The organism is Pseudomonas brassicacearum (assembly GCF_000585995.1).
Lineage (GTDB): Bacteria > Pseudomonadota > Gammaproteobacteria > Pseudomonadales > Pseudomonadaceae > Aquipseudomonas > Aquipseudomonas brassicacearum_A.
This window is the reverse complement of record NZ_CP007410.1, coordinates 689,308-707,368: the sequence shown is the minus strand read 5'-3', so window position 1 is coordinate 707,368 and position 18,061 is coordinate 689,308. Positions and strand designations below refer to the sequence as shown.

Below are 18,061 nucleotides of genomic sequence, written 5' to 3'. Positions count from 1 at the left end.
CAGCGGGAGCAAGCTCCCTCGCCACAGGGTCTGTGTTCAATCAAGGTTTTGCTGAAACCGCCAAAAAACATAACGATCACATTTGCCCTGCGGAGCGCTTCTGATGAGCCAACCGAAACCCAACTTCTACAACCTGGCCTGGCGCTGGCATTTTTATGCCGGGCTGTTCGTGGCGCCGTTCATGGTGATGCTGGCCCTGACCGGCATCATCTACCTGTTCAAGCCACAGCTCGATCCACTGATGTACGGCAGCCTGCTGAACGTGCCCGCCGGGCATCACACCCTGGCGGCGGACGACTTGCTCGATAAGGTCCGCCAGGCCTACCCCGAAGGCCAGGTCAAACAGTACCTGCCGCCGGTCAACGCCGAGCGCAGTGCACAGTTCGTGGTCATCGACAAAGGTCGGGAACTGAACGTGTTCATCGACCCGTACCACGGCGACGTCCTCGGCGAACAGGACGCGAAGAACAACCTGCAAGCCATGGCTCGGGCCATACACGGCGAGCTGCTGATCGGCACCGTCGGTGACCGGCTGGTGGAGATGGTCGCCGGTTGGGGCGTGGTGCTGGTGGTGTCGGGGCTGTTCCTGTGGTGGCCGCGCGGGCCATCGTCGGCCGGGGTGCTGTGGCCACGCTGGAGTGCTCGCGGTCGTGTGTTCTGGCGCGATCTCCATGTGGTCGTCGGCTTCTGGGGTGCGGCATTGCTGCTGGTGATGCTGCTCAGCGGCATGACCTGGACCGGCTTCTGGGGCAAGCAATACGCCAACCTCTGGAACCGCTTCCCGGCGGCGATGTGGAACGACGTACCCAAGTCCGACGTCGAGGCCGGCAGCCTCAACAACGCCCACCGCCAGACCGTGCCCTGGGCCGTGGAAAATACGCCGATGCCGATGTCCGGCGACCATGCCGAGCACATGGGCCAAGGTGGCATGCACGAAGGCCCCGCCGCCCCGACCGTCAGCCTGCAAGCCGTGCGGGACATCGCCACCGAACGCCAGGTCACACCCGGCTACAGCATCACCCTGCCAACCACGTCCACCGGTGTGTTCACCGTCGCCGTGTTCGCCGATGACCCGCGCAACGACGCGACCCTGCACGTGGACCAATACACCGGCAAAGTCCTGGCCGACGTACGCTGGGCGCATTACAGCCTCGTCGCCCGCGCCACCGAAACCGGCGTGATGCTGCATGAAGGCAAGATGTTCGGCCCGCTGAACCAGATCATCGTGCTGCTGATTTGCCTGATGATCCTGCTCAGCGCCGTGAGTGGCCTGGTGATCTGGTGGAAGCGCCGGCCCCAGGGCAAGTTCGGCGTACCGCCGCTGCGTCACGACTTGCCGACCTGGAAAACCGGGGTGTTCATCATGCTGGCCCTGGCGGTGGTGTTTCCGTTGGTGGGGGCGTCGCTGGTGGTGGTGTGGTTGTTGGATCGGCTGCTGATCCGCTTCAATCGCGAGCCTGAAGTGGCCTCATCTTCAAGCTGAGACAGTGCACTAACGCAAGGCGGCGCGAACGCTCTACTATCGCGCCCGCCATCTAAGCGCAGACCCCGGCCCCCTGTGGGAGCGAGCTTGCTCGCGATGGCGTCAGCCCATCCAGCATTGATGTGGCAGACAAACAGCTATCGCGAGCAAGCTCGCTCCCACAGTTGATCGTTGGCGACCGTGACATCGGCGCCCCAATGCGGCGCACCCCATCGCACCAGCCCCCGAATCGCGATCACTCATGGTGCACCGCCCTTCCTCCCCTCCTCGCCACTTCCCTGTTTCCGGGCTTTTTTCCGACCGGGCACACCCCTTGCAAAAGCGCCTTCAGCGTTTGCATCTGCCCTCGAAAAAAACTCATAAGTCCACGGAGATCGCACAATGAAGCGTCGTAGCTTGATCAAGGCTTTTACACTCTCGGCAAGCATTGCCGCGATGGGCATGGCCTGGACCGTCCAGGCCGCCGAGACCATCAAGGTCGGCATCCTGCATTCGCTGTCCGGCACCATGGCGATCTCCGAGACGTCCCTCAAGGACATGGCGCTGATGACCATCGACGAGATCAACGCCAAGGGCGGGGTCAACGGCAAGAAGCTCGAAGCCGTGGTCGTCGACCCCGCGTCGAACTGGCCGCTGTTCGCCGAAAAGGGCCGTCAGCTGCTGACCCAGGACAAGGTCGCCGTGGTGTTCGGCTGCTGGACATCGGTGTCGCGTAAATCCGTGTTGCCGGTGTTCGAAGAACTCAACGGCCTGCTGTTCTACCCGGTGCAATACGAAGGCGAAGAGATGTCGCCGAACGTCTTCTACACCGGCGCGGCTCCGAACCAACAGGCGATTCCGGCGGTGGAATACCTGATGAGCGAAGAAGGCGGCAGTGCCAAGCGCTATTTCCTGCTGGGCACCGACTACGTCTACCCACGCACCACCAACAAAATCCTGCGCTCGTTCCTGCACTCCAAAGGCGTGGCGGACAAGGACATCGAAGAGGTCTACACCCCGTTCGGCCACAGCGATTACCAGACCATCGTGGCCAACATCAAGAAATTCTCGGCCGGTGGCAAGACCGCCGTCATCTCCACGGTCAACGGCGACTCCAACGTGCCGTTCTATAAAGAACTGGCGAACCAGGGCCTGAAAGCCACCGACGTACCGGTCGTGGCCTTCTCGGTGGGCGAAGAAGAACTGCGCGGCATCGACACCAAACCGCTGGTGGGCAACCTGGCGGCGTGGAACTACTTCGAGTCCGTGGATAACCCGGCAAACAAGAAATTCGTCGATTCCTGGAAAGCCTACGCCAAAGCCAAGAACCTGCCGGGCGCCGACAAAGCGGTGACCAACGACCCGATGGAGGCCACTTACGTCGGCATCCACATGTGGGCGCAAGCGGTGGAAAAAGCCAAGTCCACCGACGTCGACAAAGTCCGCGAAGCCCTGGCCGGCCAGACCTTCGCCGCACCGTCGGGCTACACCCTGACCATGGACAAGACCAACCACCACCTGCACAAGCCGGTGATGATCGGCGAGATCCAGGCCGACGGTCAGTTCAACGTGGTCTGGCAGACCGAAGGCCCGATCCGCGCCCAGCCGTGGAGCCCGTTCATCGCCGGCAACGACAAGAAGCCTGACTATGCGGTGAAGAGCAACTGAGCCCATGGGTGTCGGCCCCAATCCCCGGGCCGACACACAACCCTTGTGGGAGCGAGCTTGCTCGCGATGGCGGTGGATCAGCCAGGAGAACAGTGACTGACACACCGCCATCGCGAGCAAGCTCGCTCCCACAAAAAGCACTGTGCAAGGCCTAGCATATGCCCACCGCCCTTTACCGCCTCATCCTCGCCCTGGTGCTGCTGTTGCCACTGGAGGCCCACGCTGGTGACGCCGAAGACTTCGTCGCCGCCAACCCGACCCAGCAAGCCAAGCTGCTGGAGACCTGGGCCGCGCAGCCTGAGCCGGAACGTGTCGAACTGATCAACGCCTTGCAGCAAGGCCAGTTGACCGTCGACGGCCAGCCCAAGACCCTGCGCCTGAATAACCGCTTGCGCGGGTTGATCGAAACCGCCCTCGCCAGCCATCAACTGCTGGCCGTCGATGCCCGCGTACGCCTGGGCGCCGCGCAGCAGCTGCAAAAAAGTGCCCGTCCGGCCCAACTGGCGTTTCTCGACCGGCAACTGGCCGGCGAGCAGGACGAAGACGTGCATGCCGCCCTGAGCCTGGCCCTGGCGAACCTGCAACTGGTGGACGCCAACCCGAGCGTGCGCCTAGCCGCTGTCCGGTTGCTGGGTGAAACCGGCGACCCACTGGCCCGCACCCGTCTCGAAGGCCTGCTCGAGCCCGGCGTCGAAACCGATGCCAACGTGCGCACGGCCGCCGAAACCAGCCTCGCCCAAGTCAAACGCAAACTCCTGGTGGGCGAGCTGCTGGGCCAAGCCTTCAGCGGCATGTCCCTGGGTTCGATCCTGCTGCTCGCCGCCCTCGGCCTGGCGATTACCTTCGGCCTGCTGGGGGTGATCAACATGGCCCACGGCGAGATGCTCATGCTGGGCGCCTATTCCACGTATGTGGTGCAGCTGCTGTTCCAGCGCTTCGCCCCGAACGCCATCGAGTTCTACCCGCTGATCGCCCTGCCGGTGGCCTTCTTCATCACCGCCGCCATCGGCATGGCCTTGGAGCGCACGGTGATCCGCCACCTCTACGGACGCCCATTGGAAACCCTGCTCGCCACCTGGGGCATCAGCCTGATGCTGATCCAGCTGGTGCGCCTGGTGTTCGGCGCGCAGAACGTCGAAGTCGCCAACCCGGCCTGGCTGTCGGGCGGGATCCAGGTGTTGCCGAACCTGGTGCTGCCGTACAACCGCATCGTGATCATCGCCTTCGCACTGTTCGTGGTGGTGCTGACCTGGCTGCTGCTGAACAAGACCCGCCTGGGCCTGAACGTGCGCGCCGTGACCCAGAACCGCAACATGGCCGCCTGCTGCGGCGTGCCCACTGGCCGCGTGGACATGCTCGCCTTCGGCCTCGGCTCGGGCATCGCCGGGCTCGGAGGCGTGGCCCTGAGCCAGATCGGCAACGTCGGCCCGGACCTGGGCCAGAGCTACATCATCGATTCGTTCCTGGTGGTGGTACTCGGCGGCGTCGGCCAGTTGGCCGGTAGCGTGTTCGCTGCGTTCGGCCTGGGCATCGCCAACAAGATCCTCGAACCGCAGATCGGCGCCGTGCTGGGCAAGATCCTGATCCTGGCGTTGATCATTCTGTTCATCCAGAAGCGTCCGCAAGGCCTCTTCGCGCTCAAAGGACGGGTAATCGACTGATGAACCAGCCCCTGATGCTCACGGCCACGCAAAAGGCCGGTCCCAAACTCACCCTCGCCATCGGCGCGCTGATCCTGGCGGTGCTGCTGAGCCTGCCGCTGCTGTCGCTGTTGGCGGCGGACAATCCGCTGCACGTCTCCGCTTATACCCTGACGCTGGTGGGCAAGATCCTCTGCTACGCCATCGTCGCTCTGGCGTTGGACCTGGTCTGGGGCTACGCCGGGCTGCTCTCCCTGGGTCACGGCCTGTTCTTCGCCCTCGGCGGCTATGCCATGGGCATGTACCTGATGCGCCAGGCCGCCGGTGATGGCTTGCCGGCGTTCATGACGTTCCTGTCGTGGACCGAATTGCCCTGGTACTGGGCCGGCACCGACAGTTTCCTCTGGGCGATGTGCCTGGTGGTGCTGGCGCCGGGGCTGCTGGCGCTGGTGTTCGGCTTCTTCGCCTTCCGTTCGCGGATCAAAGGCGTGTATTTCTCGATCATGACCCAGGCCCTGACCTTCGCCGGAATGCTGCTGTTCTTCCGCAACGAAACCGGCTTCGGTGGCAACAACGGCTTCACCAACTTTCGCTCGATCCTGGGCTTTGGCATCACCGAGCCGGGCACCCGGGCGGTGTTGTTCCTGGCCACCGTGCTGTTGCTGGTGACGAGCCTGTTCATCGGCTTGCGCCTGGCTCGCAGCAAGTTCGGTCGGGTGTTGACCGCCCTGCGCGATGCAGAAAACCGCCTGATGTTCTGCGGCTACGATCCCCGTGGTTTCAAGCTGTTCGTCTGGGTATTGAGCGCGGTGCTGTGCGGCCTGGCCGGGGCGTTGTATGTGCCGCAGGTGGGCATCATCAACCCCAGCGAAATGTCCCCGACCAACTCCATCGAAGCCGCCGTGTGGGTCGCCCTCGGCGGACGCGGCACGCTGATCGGGCCGCTGCTGGGGGCCGGCGTGGTCAATGGCATGAAGAGTTGGTTCACCGTGGCCTTCCCTGAGTACTGGCTGTTCTTCCTCGGTGCGCTGTTCATCGTGGTGACCCTGTACTTGCCCAAGGGCGTGATCGGGCTGCTGAAGAAACGAGGTGAACAATGAGAATCACAGCGAGTGCCGAATTCATGCTCGAACCTGCTTTCTTTCCGCCGGAACCCAACCAGGACGCCGGCAGCAGCCGCGACGCCATCGGCCTCGGCCAGGCGGCAGGCGTGGGCCTGAACACCCGCCACGGCACCATCCTGACCCTCGAAGACATCAGCGTCAGTTTCGACGGCTTCAAGGCCTTGAACGATCTGAACCTGTACATCGGTGTCGGCGAATTGCGCTGCATCATCGGTCCCAACGGCGCGGGCAAAACCACGCTGATGGACGTGATCACCGGCAAGACCCGGCCCAGCCATGGCAAGGCCTGGTTCGGCGAGACCCTGGACCTGACCGGCATGAGCGAAGTGCAGATTGCCCAGGCCGGCATCGGGCGCAAGTTCCAGAAGCCCACCGTGTTCGAAGCCCTTAGCGTGTTCGAAAACCTGGAGCTGGCGTTGAAAACCGACAAATCGGTGTGGGCCAGCCTGCGGGCCAGACTGACCGGCGAGCAGCACGACCGTATCAGCGAAGTGCTGGAAACCATCCGCCTCACCCCCTCGGTCAATCGCGCGGCGGGCTTGCTGTCCCATGGGCAGAAGCAGTTCCTGGAGATCGGCATGCTGCTGGTGCAGGACCCGCAACTGCTGTTGCTCGACGAACCGGTGGCGGGCATGACCGACGCCGAAACCGACTTCACCGCCGAGCTGTTCAAGTCCCTGGCGGGCAAGCATTCGCTGATGGTGGTGGAGCATGACATGGGCTTCGTCGGCGCGATTGCCGACCACGTCACCGTGCTGCACCAGGGCAGCGTGCTGGCCGAAGGGTCGCTGGAACAGGTACAGGACAATGAGCGGGTGATCGAGGTGTATCTCGGTCGCTAGAGCTGCAAACACTTTCCCCCTGTGGGAGCGGGCTTGCTCGCGAAGGCGGTGTGTCAGGTAACAACGATGTTGGCTGTACCGACCTCTTCGCGAGCAAGCCCGCTCCCACAAGGGATTAGGAGAATTTAAGCCATGCTGCAAGTCGACAAGCTGCACCAGTACTACGGCGGTAGCCACATCCTGCGAGGCCTGTCGTTCGACGCCAAGGTCGGCGAGGTGACCTGCCTGCTGGGTCGCAACGGCGTGGGTAAGACCACCCTGCTCAAATGCCTGATGGGTCTGTTGCCGGCCAAGGAAGGCGCGGTGAATTGGGAAGGCAAGGCCATCACCACCTTCAAGCCCCACCAGCGGGTCCATGCCGGGATTGCCTACGTGCCCCAGGGCCGGGAGATTTTCGGCCGGCTGACGGTGGAAGAAAACCTGCTGATGGGCCTGTCGCGTTTTCCTGGCGCCGAGGCCAAGGAGGTGCCGGCGTTTATCTACGAATTGTTCCCGGTGCTGCTGCAGATGAAACAACGCCGTGGCGGTGACCTGTCCGGCGGCCAGCAACAGCAGCTCGCCATTGGCCGGGCCCTGGCCAGCCGCCCGCGCCTGCTGATTCTCGATGAACCCACCGAAGGCATCCAGCCGTCGGTGATCAAGGAGATCGGCGTGGTCATCAAGAAACTGGCGGCCCGGGGCGACATGGCGATTCTGCTGGTGGAGCAGTTCTACGACTTCGCCGCCGAGCTGGCCGATCAATACCTGGTGATGTCCCGGGGCGAGATCGTGCAGCAAGGGCGCGGAGAAAATATGGAAGCCGAGGGTGTACGCGGGCTGGTTACGATCTAGTCTGTAACGTCCTGACGATCATTAGAAATCATGAACCTACCTGTCTCTTCGTTGGCGCCTTCGGGCGTGTTCACCCCTAGCTGGCATGCCGAGCTGGAACTGGGCTACGCCCGGTTCGGCGACTGCACACGCCCGGTACAGCGCCGCCATAAAGGCCCGCTGCGGGTGCAGAAGCACTTGTACGCCGAAGGCCCGCAGGTGTGCCAGCACATCATCGTCCACCCGCCTGGTGGGATTGCCGGCGGTGATCGACTGGACATCTCGGCCCACGTCGGGCCCGCTGCCTGGGCACAACTGACCAGCCCCGGCGCCGCCAAGTGGTACCGCGCCGCCGCCCCGGCGTACCAGCAACTGAGCCTGAGCGTGGCTGCCGGGGCGACGCTGGAATGGCTGCCCCAGGAAACCATCGTCTTCAGCGCGGCCCAGGCCGAGCTCAGCACCTCCATTGACCTGCAAGGCGACGGGCGTCTGTTCTACTGGGACATGGTTGCCCTCGGCCGACCGGCCAGCGGCGAGCGCTTCGATCTGGGGCATTTCCAGTCGCGGCTGGACATCCGCCGCGACGGCCAGTTGCTGTGGCATGAGCGCCAGCGCATTGTGGGCGGTGATGGATTGCTCGACTCACCCATCGGCCTGGGCGGTGACCCGGTGTTTGCCACGTTGTTGGTGACCGGGGACATCGATAGCGCGTTGCTGGAGCAATGCCGCTCCCTGGGCCATGCCGTACGCGGCGACCTGACCCAGTTGCCCGGCCTGGTCGTGGCGCGGTGCCTGGCGAGCGAGGCGTTGCTGGCGCGGGGGTGGTTGATTGCGTTGTGGCGGCTTCTGCGCCCGGCGCTACTCGGTCGGGAGGCCATGCCCCCGAGAATCTGGAGTACTTGAATTTGCTTTTCTGTGGGAGCGGGCTTGCTCGCGAAGGCGGTGTGTCAGCCAACTCAACTGTTGAATGTGAGCCCGCATTCGCGAGCAAGCCCGCTCCCACAGAGGTACATGTTTTTAGCCCGATTTATTTATCTGCCCTTATGGATTGCACATGGACCTGACCCCACGCGAAAAAGACAAGCTGCTGATCTTCACCGCCGGCCTCGTCGCCGAGCGGCGGTTGGCTCGTGGCGTGAAACTCAATTACCCGGAGGCCATGGCCTATATTTCGGCGGCCCTGCTCGAAGGCGCCCGTGACGGCCAGACCGTGGCCGAACTGATGCACTACGGCACCACGCTGCTGAGCCGCGAACAGGTGATGGAAGGCATCCCGGAAATGATCCCGGAGATCCAGGTCGAGGCAACGTTTCCCGACGGCACCAAACTGGTCACCGTCCACCAACCGATCGCCTGAGGCCGCGCCATGACCTACATCGTGCGTGACGCCCAACCGGCAGACCTGCCCGCGATCCGTGACATCTACAACGACGCGGTACTGAACACCACCGCGATCTGGAACGAACAGCCAGTGGACTTGGGCAATCGCCAGGCGTGGTTCAGCGCCCGGCAAGCCCAAGGTTATCCGGTGCTGGTGGTCGTCAACGCCGAGGAGAACGTGCTCGGCTACGCTTCATTCGGCGACTGGCGGCCTTTCGACGGTTTCCGGCACACCGTGGAGCATTCGGTGTACGTACGCAGCGATCAGCGCGGCAACGGCCTCGGCCCACGACTGATGGCAGCACTGATCGAGCGCGCCAGGGCCTGCGGTAAACACGTCATGGTCGCCGCCATCGAAAGCGGTAACGGCGCCTCGATTCGCTTGCACGAGCGAGCCGGTTTCACCACCACCGGGCAGATGCCCCAGGTGGGTACCAAGTTCGGCCGCTGGCTGGACCTGACTTTCATGCAGTTGGTCCTCGATCCCGGGGCGCAACCGCCTGCCTTTGACAAGGAGTGATGCCTATGAACCCCGCCCAGTTGCGTCGAGTCCCCGCTGAAAGCTTTGCGCATTATCGCCAGGGCCTGATCGATCTGTTGCTCGACGCCGTCGGCTATGGCGCCAGCGTGGGGTTCATGGCCGACCTCGATGCCGTCCAGGCCCGCGCCTATTTCGACGAAGTCCAGGCCAGCCTCGAGCAAGGCCATCTGCTGCTGTGGGTGGTGGTCAAGGATGAGCAAGTGCAGGCCAGCGTCCAGCTTGCCCTGTGCCAGAAACCCAACGGTCTCAACCGGGCCGAAGTGCAGAAGCTGCTGGTACGCGGCGAAGCCCGGCGCCGTGGCCTGGGCCAGCAGTTGATGAGTGCCCTGGAACTCGGCGCCCGCCAGCACAAGCGCGGCCTGCTGTACCTCGACACCCAGGCCGGCTCCGAGGCCGAGGCGTTCTACCGCGCCATGGGCTATACCCGCGTCGGTGAACTGCCCGACTACTGCCAGAGCCCGGACGGAACCTATACCCCGACCACCATCTACTACAAGACTTTGGGGCAACCGCAATGATTCCAGGCCAATACCAGGTCCAGCCCGGCGACATCGAGCTCAACGTCGGCCGTCGCACCCTCACGCTGAACGTCGCCAACAGCGGTGACCGACCGATCCAGGTCGGCTCGCACTACCATTTTTTCGAAACCAACGACGCCCTGGCCTTCGACCGTGCCGCCAGCCGTGGCATGCGCCTGAACATTCCGGCCGGCACCGCCGTGCGCTTCGAGCCGGGCCAGAGCCGGGAAGTCGAGCTTGTCGATCTGGCTGGGCATCGCCGGGTGTTCGGGTTTGCCGGACGGGTGATGGGCGACCTGGATTGACAAGCCTTTGTGGCGAGGGAGCTTGCTCCCGCTGGGGCGCGTAGCGGCCCTGTTTTTGGGGTCTGCTGCGCAGCCCAGCGGGAGCAAGCTCCCTCGCCACAATGAACCGCACATTTCGAATTTTGAATTCCAAGGCAAGCACATGAAGATTTCGAGACAAGCCTACGCCGATATGTTCGGCCCCACTGTCGGTGACAAGGTCCGCTTGGCCGACACCGAGCTGTGGATCGAGGTGGAGAAAGACTTCACCACCTATGGCGAAGAAGTGAAATTCGGTGGCGGCAAGGTGATTCGCGACGGCATGGGCCAGAGCCAGCTGTTGGCCGCCGAGGTCGTGGACACGCTGATCACCAACGCGCTGATCATCGACCACTGGGGCATCGTCAAGGCCGATGTCGGCCTCAAGGACGGGCGCATCGCGGCCATCGGCAAGGCCGGCAACCCGGACATCCAGCCTGACGTGACCATCGCCATCGGCGCCAGTACCGAAGTGATCGCTGGCGAAGGCATGATCCTCACCGCCGGCGGTATCGATACCCACATCCACTTCATCTGCCCACAACAGATCGAAGAAGCGTTGATGAGCGGTGTGACCACCATGATCGGCGGCGGTACGGGCCCGGCCACCGGGACCAATGCCACCACCTGCACCTCCGGGCCGTGGCACCTGGCGCGCATGCTCCAGGCCGCCGATGCGTTCCCGATGAACATCGGCTTCACCGGCAAGGGCAACGCCAGCCTGCCGGAGCCGCTGATCGAACAGGTCAAGGCCGGGGCCATCGGCCTGAAACTGCACGAGGACTGGGGCACCACGCCGGCGGCCATCGACAATTGCCTGAGCGTGGCCGACCAGTACGACGTGCAGGTGGCGATTCACACCGACACCCTCAACGAGTCCGGTTTCGTCGAAACCACCCTGGCCGCGTTCAAGGGCCGCACCATCCACACCTACCACACCGAAGGCGCTGGCGGCGGTCACGCACCGGACATCATCAAGGCCTGCGGCTTCCCCAACGTCTTGCCCAGCTCGACCAACCCGACCCGGCCGTTCACCCGCAACACCATCGACGAACACCTGGACATGCTGATGGTCTGTCATCACCTGGATCCGAGCATCGCCGAAGACGTGGCGTTCGCCGAGAGCCGCATCCGTCGCGAGACCATCGCCGCCGAAGACATTCTCCACGACCTCGGTGCGTTTTCGATGATCAGCTCCGACAGCCAGGCCATGGGCCGCGTCGGCGAAGTCATCACGCGCACCTGGCAGACCGCCGACAAGATGAAGAAGCAACGTGGCGCCCTGCCCGGCGACGGCGAAGGCAACGATAACTTCCGCATCAAACGCTACATCGCCAAGTACACCATCAACCCGGCGATCACCCATGGCATCAGCCATGAAGTAGGCTCCATCGAAGTGGGCAAGTGGGCCGACCTGGTGCTGTGGCGACCGGCATTCTTTGGCGTCAAGCCGACGCTGATCCTCAAGGGCGGCGCCATCGCCGCCAGCCTGATGGGCGACGCCAACGCCTCGATCCCGACGCCGCAACCGGTGCACTACCGACCGATGTTCGCAAGCTTTGGCGGCTCGCGTCACGCCACCAGCCTGACCTTCATCAGCCAGGCCGCCGCCGAGGCGGGGTTACCGGAGCAATTGGGTTTGAAGAAGAGAATCGCCGTGGTCAAAGGTTGCCGCGATGTGCAGAAGACCGACTTGATCCACAACGACTACCTGCCGAGCATCGACGTTGATCCACAGACTTATCAGGTCAAGGCCGATGGGGTGTTGCTGTGGTGTGAACCGGCTGAGATCCTGCCGATGGCGCAGCGGTATTTTCTGTTTTGAGGTGAATCAAAAAGCATACCTGGCCAAACACTTAACCCTGTGGCGAGGGAGCTTGCTCCCGCTGGGCTGCGTAGCAGCCCTCGCTTTTTGGCGGTTGCTGCGCAACCGAGCGGGAGCAAGCTCCCTCGCCACGGGTAGTGTGTCTGGCTCATGCAGGGTGTCGGTTGTTGCCTCGCATCACTCCACCAACCGCCCCAACCGCTGCTTGAGCATGCGGTTTTCGCTGCGCAGCTGCTGCACTTCCTCCAGCAAGTCCAGCGCCAGGGCGACGCCTTCCCATTCCAGCTCCAGTTCGCGCCGCAGCTTGGCCGCACGGCGGGCCAGGACCAGTTCATAGTCTGTGAAACGCCAATCCGTCGGGGCTGCGCCGTGGGGTTCGAGGATGCCATGGGCGACGATCTCGATCACATGGACATCCGCCAACGCGGCGGCCTCGCAGAATTCCGTCAGGGTCAGTTCAATGATCGGATTGTTCATGGTCTGCTTCTCCCAATGCCTTAACGGTCGAGTCTAGCCACAGGTGCTGCCTTCAGCGGGTCAGAAATTCTCCCGCGGGTCGAACGCGGCTTTCTTCGCCAGTTCCGCCCACAGTGCCTTGACCGCCTCGTCGCTGGTCTTGGGCATCACAGCCTTGAGCTGCACGAACAGATAACCGCGCTCGCCGGCCTTGTTGCGCAGGCCGTGGCCCTTGGCGCGCATGCGCTGGCCGTTCTGGCTGCCGGCCGGGACCTTGAGGTTGATCTTGCCGGTCAGGGTCGGTACCGCCACTTCGGTGCCCAAGGCCAATTCCCACGGTGCCAAGGGCAAGGTGATGATCAGGTCCTGGCCTTCAACGTCGAACTTGGGGTGCGGCGCGAAGCGAATCGTCAAGTACAAATCACCATTGGCACCGCCACCGATACCGGGCGCACCCTGGCCCTTGAGGCGGATGCGTTCACCATCGGTCACGCCCAGCGGAATCTTCACGTTCAGGCTTTTGCTGGTGTTGCTCACGTGCTGGCCGGCCGCGTTGTACTGCGGCACCTGGAAGCTGACTTTCTTCGACTCGCTCGACAGGGTTTCTTCCAGGAAGATCGGTAATTCCATTTCCACGTCTTGCCCTCGACGGCCGGCGCTGCGACCCGACTGTCCGCCACCGAAACCCGGTCCGCGATTACCGAAAATAGAACTGAAGAAGTCCGAAAAATCGCCCGTGTCCTGGCCGCCGCCAAAACCGCCACGGCTTTGCCAACCCGGCGGCCCCTGGAACGGCTGGCCGTGCTGGCCATAGCGGCGCAGGTCGTCGTACTCGGCGCGTTTTTCGGCGCTTTTCAGCGCTTCATAAGCTTCGGAGACGTCCTTGAACTTGGTCTCGGCGTCCTTTTCCTTACTGACGTCCGGGTGGTATTTGCGCGCCAGTTTGCGATAGGCAGCCTTGATCGTGGCGTCATCCGCCGTCGGCTCCACACCCAGAATCTTGTAATAGTCTTTGAAGTCCATTGAAGGATCACCATCCGTTATCGATATCGCACCGCCACCCGCAGCATGCTCGTGATACAAGTCCTGGGGTTTGATCGACCTCAAGGTTTGTGACCGGGCGGTGCATCAGAAGTTTATCGGCAGTCGGTGGCGGTTCTTGTGCCCGCCCTGTGACTACCAGGCTCATGCCAGCAAGTTTGGGGGTATAAGGGCGTCTTTCAAGGCCAGCGATTGCGAATTAGCAGATAACCGGCCTTCGAATCCGAGCCGCACTGACATACACTGCGCGGCCGTTTTTTCAACTGGAACCTGAAAGACATGAAAAACGCATCCCCGGCCCGTGCCTGCGGCATCGACTTCGGCACGTCCAACTCCACTGTCGGCTGGCTACGCCCCGGCATGGAAACGCTGATCGCGCTGGAGGATGACAAGATCACCCTGCCCTCGGTGGTTTTTTTCAATTTCGAGGAGCGCCGCCCGGTGTACGGCCGCCTGGCCCTGCACGAATACCTGGAAGGCTACGAAGGCCGGTTGATGCGCTCGCTCAAGAGCCTGTTGGGCTCCAAGCTGATCAAGCACGACACCAGCGTGTTGGGCACGGCCATGCCCTTCAAGGACTTGCTGGCGCTGTACATCGGCCAATTGAAGAAGCGCGCCGAAGCCACCGCCGGTCGGGAATTCGAAGAAGTGGTGCTGGGTCGTCCGGTGTTTTTCGTCGACGACGATGAAATGGCCGACCAGGAAGCGGAAAATACCCTGGTGGACGTCGCCCGCGCCATCGGCTTCAAGGAAGTTTCATTCCAGTACGAGCCTATCGCCGCAGCGTTCGACTATGAATCGACCATCGAAAAAGAAGAGTTGGTGCTGATCGTCGACATCGGCGGCGGTACGTCGGACTTCTCCCTGGTGCGCCTATCCCCCGAGCGCCGTACCCACGACAACCGTCACGCCGACATCCTCGCCACCGGTGGCGTGCACATCGGCGGGACCGATTTCGACAAACAACTGAGCTTGCAAGGCGTGATGCCGCTGTTCGGCTACGGCAGCCGCATGAAGAGCGGCGCCTACATGCCCACCAGCCACCACATGAACCTGGCGACCTGGCACACCATCAACGCGGTGTACTCGCAGAAGTCCACCCTGGCCCTGGGCAGCATGCGCTACGACATCGAAGACACCGGCGGCATCGACCGGTTGTTCCACCTGATCGAACAGCGCGCCGGGCACTGGTTGGCGATGGAAGTGGAAGACACCAAGATCCAGCTGACCCACACCGACCAACGCCATGTGCCACTGGACCGGATCGAGCCGGGCCTGAGCGTGGACCTGAGCCGGGCGCTGTTTGAATCGGCCATCGGCGGATTGCTGGAGCGCGTACGGGCCAGCGTCACGCAACTGCTGGGCGATGCCAATGTACGCGTCGATCAGGTGGACACAGTGTTCTTTACCGGGGGTTCCAGCGGCATCCCGGCGCTGCGCAACAGCGTCTCGGCGATGCTGCCCCAGGCACGGCATGTGGAAGGCAACATCTTTGGCAGCATTGGCAGCGGGTTGGCGATCGAGGCGATGAAGCGTTACGGCACGCAGGTCTGATCCAGGACCGAGGCGCCTGAATCGCGAGCAAGCTCGCTCCCACAGTTAACCGAGTTTCTTCAGAAAGAATGCGGTCACCTGTGGGAGCGAGCTTGCTCGCGATGGCGCCAGACCAGACGCCACATACCCCCGATCAAACCATCCCCACCTGCTTCAACTCACTCTTCAGATAGGCATAATAAATCGGCCCCGCCACCACCCCCGGCAGGCCGAACGCCGCCTCGAACACCAGCATCGCCATGAGCAATTCCCAGGACTTGGCGCTGATCTGCCCGCCGACGATGCGGGCGTTGAGGAAGTATTCGAGCTTGTGGATCACGATCAGGTAACCCAGCGCCGCCACGGCGACCCAGATCGACAGCGACAGGCCGACAATGGTGATCAGCGTGTTGGACATCAGGTTGCCGATGACCGGCAGCAGACCCAGCAGGAAGGTCATCACAATCAGGGTCTTGGTCAGCGGCAGTTTTATCCCGAACAGCGGCAGCACCACCGCCAGGAAAATCCCGGTGAAGAAGGTGTTGAGCAGGGAAATCTTGATCTGGGCGAAGACGATGTTGCGAAACGCCTTGACCAGCAGGTTCAGGCGATCGAACAACGCCGCGGCCAGGGGCTTGCGCTTGGTCAGGTCGGGAATGCGCTGCAGGGCAACGATAGCGCCCAGCACCATACCGATCAGCAACGTCACGAACATGTGGGCCGCGTCCTTGCCCACCAGTTGCAAGTCGCTCAGGTGTTTGCTCACCCAGTCACCGATCGCGACCCGGAACTCGGCGGCGCTGGCCGGCAGGTAGGCGTCGATGAACGGCGGCAATTGCCCTCGGGCACGGTCGACCACCGTCATGAACTTGTCCAGGGAGGCCCCGGGGTTTTCCGCCTCATGGAGCAGGAAACTGAAGGCTCCGGCGAAGATCAGCGTCAGCACACTGACCACCAGCGTGCCCAGCAACGCCACCGCCAGCCAGCGGGCACGCCGGCCTTCGATCAACCGTTGCAGCTGCGGGGTGAGCATGTTGACCAGTTCGAACACCAGCAACCCGGCCAACAGGCTTGGCAGCAGGCGCAGTGGCAGCACCAGCAGCAACCCACCAAAAATGATCACCCAACTGATCACCAACAACACATGACGCTGAGAAAACGTTGGCATACAGCCTCAAAACGAAACGGCGTGAAAGGATTGGCAGTCTGCCAGCGATCCACCAACAGCACTAGACATTGTATCGGCCGATCATGGCCAGGGTTCAGGTGTTTTTTGCAGTGGCTGTGCCGCCCCCATCGCGAGCAAGCTCGCTCCCACCATGGACCGGGCAATACAAATCCACTGTGGGAGCGAGCTTGCTCGCGATAGGGCCCTCAAAGGTTGAAGAAAAACCCAGCGCTTATTTTTTCTTCAGGCACTCACTCATGAACGCCTTGCGGGCATCGCCCTTCAGCGCCTGGGTGGTGGCGTCGGCGTTGCAGGTTTTCATGCGTTCCTGCGGCGTCGTCGGAGCGGCCTTGAGGCAGGTGCTCATGAAGGCTTTGCGCTCGTCACCCTTGAGGGCCTTGGCCGTGGCGTCGGCGTTGCAGGTGGTCATCTTGGTCTGTTGCGCCGTGGCGGCGAAGCCCTGGGCACACAGCAGCAAACCGATCATCAACAAAGGCACACGCAGCATCTTCATGGTGTTTCTCCTGGTTGCCGCACGGGAGTGGGGCGATGAGGAGCAGTGTAGACAAAGCCTGTTACACCTTCATCTGCTCGATCTTCGATGCGTGATCTACCGCCATCGCGGCAAGCTCGCTCCCACAGTTGACCGCATTCCTTCTGACGAAACCCGATCGAATGTGGGAGCGAGCTTGCTCGCGATGAACGATAACGCGGTCCAGTTGGCTACACCCCGGCAGCCCTCAACCGCTCGGCATGCTCGACGAACAACCGCACAGGTTCGGCGCCCTTGCCCACCAGCCCCAGCGATTGGTTGACGATGTCGAAGTGATCCAGCGGGTAGTCATCGCCAATTACCGTCCCCAAGTGCGAGCTGTAGCGGCCAACCATGCCGTCGCATTGCCCCGCTTCGCGCACGAAGGTGCGGGCGAACAAGCGGCAGCTGCGGTTAGTACCGTCAAACAGGTTGCCGCCCTTATCGGTCTTGCCCGGCTGCAAGGTCCCGGACCAGGAGTAATAACGCACACCGTTGACCACTTCCGCCCCCTGCCCGCCCCAGGTTTCGGGCAAGCCCTGTGGATATCGCTGGTTGAACAGCGCCGCACCTTCTGTGGTGAGAGAGGCATGGGAAGCATGGATATCCACCGGCAACTTCGGCCCGCGATAGCCGGTTTCCAACAGGCTCATCAAGGCGTTGATCAGCCGCAGCAAGGCGCTGAGCAAGCGACCCCTGGCACTGTCGGCCGGATAGTGGGCTTGCAGGTAATCGGCCAGTTCGGAGCCGTGGTTGGTGCCGGCCACTGACGTGACCGATGCCACCCGGTCCGGGCGTTTGGCGGCTGCGTAGCGGGCGGTGAGGCTCCCCTGGCTGTGGCCGATCAGGTTGACCTTCTGCGCACCGGTTTGCCGCAGGATCTCCTCGATCCGCGCCAGCAGTTGCTCGCCGCGCACCTCGGATGAATGCAGCGGCGAAACCTTTACCGTCACCACCACGGCCCCACCCCGACGCAACGCCGAAACGATCCCATACCAGTAGGGATACAACACCAGGCGAATAAACCCGAACATGCCCGGGACCAATACCAGCGGGTAGCGAGTGGCGCAGCGTTGCGACATAGCGACATCCTTGTGATCGAGAGGGCCCAGCATCGGTACCGATGATGACCAGTCTATGACACCGGCGTTACTTCGGCCCGATCAGCCTGCGGACAAATTCGGTAAAACTTTTTCAG

The 18,061-nt window shown here is 62.7% G+C and carries 18 protein-coding genes; 13 read left to right on the top strand and 5 right to left on the bottom strand.

What is annotated here, in order from left to right:
* The first annotated feature begins 103 nt into the window (after nucleotides 1–103).
* From CD58_RS03010 to ureC, 12 genes are all read left to right on the top strand, one after another.
* Entirely contained in the window at nucleotides 104–1,483 is a 1,380-nt protein-coding gene (locus tag CD58_RS03010) for a PepSY-associated TM helix domain-containing protein (RefSeq protein WP_025211600.1), read from the top strand.
* Between the two features lie 381 nt (nucleotides 1,484–1,864).
* Entirely contained in the window at nucleotides 1,865–3,130 is a 1,266-nt protein-coding gene (gene urtA, locus CD58_RS03005; protein ID WP_025211599.1) for an urea ABC transporter substrate-binding protein, read from the top strand.
* Nucleotides 3,131–3,288: 158 nt separating this feature from the next.
* Nucleotides 3,289–4,791: an urea ABC transporter permease subunit UrtB gene (gene urtB / locus CD58_RS03000; protein WP_025211598.1), complete on the top strand. Its 1,503-nt coding sequence runs from the start codon at nucleotides 3,289–3,291 to the stop codon at nucleotides 4,789–4,791.
* On the top strand, nucleotides 4,791–5,870 hold the full coding sequence (gene urtC / locus CD58_RS02995; RefSeq protein ID WP_025211597.1) for an urea ABC transporter permease subunit UrtC: 1,080 nt from the start codon (nucleotides 4,791–4,793) through the stop codon (nucleotides 5,868–5,870). The genes urtB and urtC overlap by 1 nt, the downstream gene beginning before the upstream one ends.
* Nucleotides 5,867–6,736 carry an urea ABC transporter ATP-binding protein UrtD gene (urtD, locus tag CD58_RS02990; protein WP_025211596.1) on the top strand — a complete coding sequence of 290 codons (870 nt, stop codon included), beginning with the start codon at nucleotides 5,867–5,869 and terminating at the stop codon, nucleotides 6,734–6,736. Before urtC ends, urtD begins: the two co-directional genes overlap by 4 nt.
* Before the next feature lie 132 nt (nucleotides 6,737–6,868).
* The gene (urtE, locus tag CD58_RS02985; RefSeq protein ID WP_025211595.1) at nucleotides 6,869–7,567 is read left to right on the top strand and encodes an urea ABC transporter ATP-binding subunit UrtE; all 699 of its coding nucleotides are present in this window, start codon (nucleotides 6,869–6,871) and stop codon (nucleotides 7,565–7,567) included.
* A gap of 30 nt (nucleotides 7,568–7,597) precedes the next feature.
* A complete protein-coding gene (locus CD58_RS02980; protein ID WP_025211594.1) occupies nucleotides 7,598–8,449 on the top strand; it encodes an urease accessory protein UreD in 852 nt (283 codons plus the stop codon).
* Between the two features lie 151 nt (nucleotides 8,450–8,600).
* Complete coding sequence (gene ureA / locus CD58_RS02975; protein ID WP_007937143.1) at nucleotides 8,601–8,903, top strand: urease subunit gamma; 303 nt, start codon at nucleotides 8,601–8,603, stop codon at nucleotides 8,901–8,903.
* Between the two features lie 9 nt (nucleotides 8,904–8,912).
* Entirely contained in the window at nucleotides 8,913–9,446 is a 534-nt protein-coding gene (locus tag CD58_RS02970) for a GNAT family N-acetyltransferase (RefSeq protein ID WP_025211593.1), read from the top strand.
* Nucleotides 9,447–9,451: 5 nt separating this feature from the next.
* The gene (locus CD58_RS02965) at nucleotides 9,452–9,985 is read left to right on the top strand and encodes a GNAT family N-acetyltransferase (RefSeq protein ID WP_025211592.1); all 534 of its coding nucleotides are present in this window, start codon (nucleotides 9,452–9,454) and stop codon (nucleotides 9,983–9,985) included.
* On the top strand, nucleotides 9,982–10,290 hold the full coding sequence (locus CD58_RS02960; protein WP_025211591.1) for an urease subunit beta: 309 nt from the start codon (nucleotides 9,982–9,984) through the stop codon (nucleotides 10,288–10,290). Before CD58_RS02965 ends, CD58_RS02960 begins: the two co-directional genes overlap by 4 nt.
* Nucleotides 10,291–10,432: 142 nt before the next feature.
* Nucleotides 10,433–12,133 carry an urease subunit alpha gene (gene ureC, locus CD58_RS02955; RefSeq protein ID WP_025211590.1) on the top strand — a complete coding sequence of 567 codons (1,701 nt, stop codon included), beginning with the start codon at nucleotides 10,433–10,435 and terminating at the stop codon, nucleotides 12,131–12,133.
* Nucleotides 12,134–12,310: 177 nt separating this feature from the next.
* Here ureC and CD58_RS02950 read toward each other — a convergent pair whose 3' ends face one another.
* Nucleotides 12,311–12,610, bottom strand: coding sequence for a chaperone modulator CbpM (locus CD58_RS02950; protein ID WP_025211589.1), 300 nt, complete (start codon nucleotides 12,608–12,610; stop codon nucleotides 12,311–12,313).
* Nucleotides 12,611–12,670: 60 nt separating this feature from the next.
* Nucleotides 12,671–13,612 carry a DnaJ C-terminal domain-containing protein gene (locus tag CD58_RS02945; RefSeq protein WP_025211588.1) on the bottom strand — a complete coding sequence of 314 codons (942 nt, stop codon included), beginning with the start codon at nucleotides 13,610–13,612 and terminating at the stop codon, nucleotides 12,671–12,673.
* A gap of 297 nt (nucleotides 13,613–13,909) precedes the next feature.
* Between CD58_RS02945 and CD58_RS02940 the strand changes: the two genes are divergently transcribed.
* A complete protein-coding gene (locus tag CD58_RS02940; RefSeq protein WP_025211587.1) occupies nucleotides 13,910–15,184 on the top strand; it encodes an Hsp70 family protein in 1,275 nt (424 codons plus the stop codon).
* Between the two features lie 133 nt (nucleotides 15,185–15,317).
* Here the strand turns inward: CD58_RS02940 and CD58_RS02935 are convergent, their stop codons facing one another.
* From CD58_RS02935 to CD58_RS02925, 3 genes are all read right to left on the bottom strand, one after another.
* Nucleotides 15,318–16,331, bottom strand: coding sequence for an AI-2E family transporter (locus CD58_RS02935; RefSeq protein WP_003197331.1), 1,014 nt, complete (start codon nucleotides 16,329–16,331; stop codon nucleotides 15,318–15,320).
* Between the two features lie 232 nt (nucleotides 16,332–16,563).
* Nucleotides 16,564–16,845 (bottom strand): PsiF family protein, encoded by a 282-nt coding sequence (locus tag CD58_RS02930; protein WP_025211586.1) that lies wholly within the window; start codon nucleotides 16,843–16,845, stop codon nucleotides 16,564–16,566.
* 209 nt (nucleotides 16,846–17,054) lie between these two features.
* The gene (locus tag CD58_RS02925; RefSeq protein WP_025211585.1) at nucleotides 17,055–17,945 is read right to left on the bottom strand and encodes an esterase/lipase family protein; all 891 of its coding nucleotides are present in this window, start codon (nucleotides 17,943–17,945) and stop codon (nucleotides 17,055–17,057) included.
* Nucleotides 17,946–18,061: the final 116 nt, after the last annotated feature.

What these genes read in the sequence shown, in the direction of transcription:
- CD58_RS03010 (WP_025211600.1), top strand. Translation starts at nt 104, where the DNA reads ATGAGCCAACCGAAACCCAACTTCTACAACCTGGCCTGGCGCTGGCAT.
- urtA (WP_025211599.1), top strand. Translation starts at nt 1,865, where the DNA reads ATGAAGCGTCGTAGCTTGATCAAGGCTTTTACACTCTCGGCAAGCATT.
- urtB (WP_025211598.1), top strand. Translation starts at nt 3,289, where the DNA reads ATGCCCACCGCCCTTTACCGCCTCATCCTCGCCCTGGTGCTGCTGTTG.
- urtC (WP_025211597.1), top strand. Translation starts at nt 4,791, where the DNA reads ATGAACCAGCCCCTGATGCTCACGGCCACGCAAAAGGCCGGTCCCAAA.
- urtD (WP_025211596.1), top strand. Translation starts at nt 5,867, where the DNA reads ATGAGAATCACAGCGAGTGCCGAATTCATGCTCGAACCTGCTTTCTTT.
- urtE (WP_025211595.1), top strand. Translation starts at nt 6,869, where the DNA reads ATGCTGCAAGTCGACAAGCTGCACCAGTACTACGGCGGTAGCCACATC.
- CD58_RS02980 (WP_025211594.1), top strand. Translation starts at nt 7,598, where the DNA reads ATGAACCTACCTGTCTCTTCGTTGGCGCCTTCGGGCGTGTTCACCCCT.
- ureA (WP_007937143.1), top strand. Translation starts at nt 8,601, where the DNA reads ATGGACCTGACCCCACGCGAAAAAGACAAGCTGCTGATCTTCACCGCC.
- CD58_RS02970 (WP_025211593.1), top strand. Translation starts at nt 8,913, where the DNA reads ATGACCTACATCGTGCGTGACGCCCAACCGGCAGACCTGCCCGCGATC.
- CD58_RS02965 (WP_025211592.1), top strand. Translation starts at nt 9,452, where the DNA reads ATGAACCCCGCCCAGTTGCGTCGAGTCCCCGCTGAAAGCTTTGCGCAT.
- CD58_RS02960 (WP_025211591.1), top strand. Translation starts at nt 9,982, where the DNA reads ATGATTCCAGGCCAATACCAGGTCCAGCCCGGCGACATCGAGCTCAAC.
- ureC (WP_025211590.1), top strand. Translation starts at nt 10,433, where the DNA reads ATGAAGATTTCGAGACAAGCCTACGCCGATATGTTCGGCCCCACTGTC.
- CD58_RS02950 (WP_025211589.1), bottom strand. Translation starts at nt 12,610, where the DNA reads ATGAACAATCCGATCATTGAACTGACCCTGACGGAATTCTGCGAGGCC.
- CD58_RS02945 (WP_025211588.1), bottom strand. Translation starts at nt 13,612, where the DNA reads ATGGACTTCAAAGACTATTACAAGATTCTGGGTGTGGAGCCGACGGCG.
- CD58_RS02940 (WP_025211587.1), top strand. Translation starts at nt 13,910, where the DNA reads ATGAAAAACGCATCCCCGGCCCGTGCCTGCGGCATCGACTTCGGCACG.
- CD58_RS02935 (WP_003197331.1), bottom strand. Translation starts at nt 16,331, where the DNA reads ATGCCAACGTTTTCTCAGCGTCATGTGTTGTTGGTGATCAGTTGGGTG.
- CD58_RS02930 (WP_025211586.1), bottom strand. Translation starts at nt 16,845, where the DNA reads ATGAAGATGCTGCGTGTGCCTTTGTTGATGATCGGTTTGCTGCTGTGT.
- CD58_RS02925 (WP_025211585.1), bottom strand. Translation starts at nt 17,945, where the DNA reads ATGTCGCAACGCTGCGCCACTCGCTACCCGCTGGTATTGGTCCCGGGC.